At 52.5% G+C, this 835-nt stretch carries 1 protein-coding gene; it reads right to left on the bottom strand.

The features are described 5' to 3' along the window. Window positions 1-52: 52 nt before the first annotated feature. Window positions 53-757, bottom strand: a complete 705-nt coding sequence (locus ABD255_RS43335) for an IS6-like element IS26 family transposase (protein WP_001067855.1) — start codon at window positions 755-757, stop codon at window positions 53-55. Between the last annotated feature and the right edge of the window lie 78 nt (window positions 758-835).

Raw genomic sequence — 835 nt, 5'->3', positions numbered from 1 at the left:
GGCACTGTTGCAAAGTTAGCGATGAGGCAGCCTTTTGTCTTATTCAAAGGCCTTACATTTCAAAAACTCTGCTTACCAGGCGCATTTCGCCCAGGGGATCACCATAATAAAATGCTGAGGCCTGGCCTTTGCGTAGTGCACGCATCACCTCAATACCTTTGATGGTGGCGTAAGCCGTCTTCATGGATTTAAATCCCAGCGTGGCGCCGATTATCCGTTTCAGTTTGCCATGATCGCATTCAATCACGTTGTTCCGGTACTTAATCTGTCGGTGTTCAACGTCAGACGGGCACCGGCCTTCGCGTTTGAGCAGAGCAAGCGCGCGACCATAGGCGGGCGCTTTATCCGTGTTGATGAATCGCGGGATCTGCCACTTCTTCACGTTGTTGAGGATTTTACCCAGAAACCGGTATGCAGCTTTGCTGTTACGACGGGAGGAGAGATAAAAATCGACAGTGCGGCCCCGGCTGTCGACGGCCCGGTACAGATACGCCCAGCGGCCATTGACCTTCACGTAGGTTTCATCCATGTGCCACGGGCAAAGATCGGAAGGGTTACGCCAGTACCAGCGCAGCCGTTTTTCCATTTCAGGCGCATAACGCTGAACCCAGCGGTAAATCGTGGAGTGATCGACATTCACTCCGCGTTCAGCCAGCATCTCCTGCAGCTCACGGTAACTGATGCCGTATTTGCAGTACCAGCGTACGGCCCACAGAATGATGTCACGCTGAAAATGCCGGCCTTTGAATGGGTTCATGTGCAGCTCCATCAGCAAAAGGGGATGATAAGTTTATCACCACCGACTATTTGCAACAGTGCCGGCTGTTTTACGCGT

The organism is Kribbella sancticallisti (assembly GCF_039530625.1).
In the GTDB taxonomy this organism is placed as follows: Bacteria; Actinomycetota; Actinomycetes; order Propionibacteriales; family Kribbellaceae; genus Kribbella; species Kribbella sancticallisti.
Note: the sequence above shows the minus strand (reverse complement) of the source record. Positions and strands in the feature narration are given on the sequence as shown.

What these genes read in the sequence shown, in the direction of transcription:
- ABD255_RS43335 (WP_001067855.1), bottom strand. Translation starts at nt 757, where the DNA reads ATGAACCCATTCAAAGGCCGGCATTTTCAGCGTGACATCATTCTGTGG.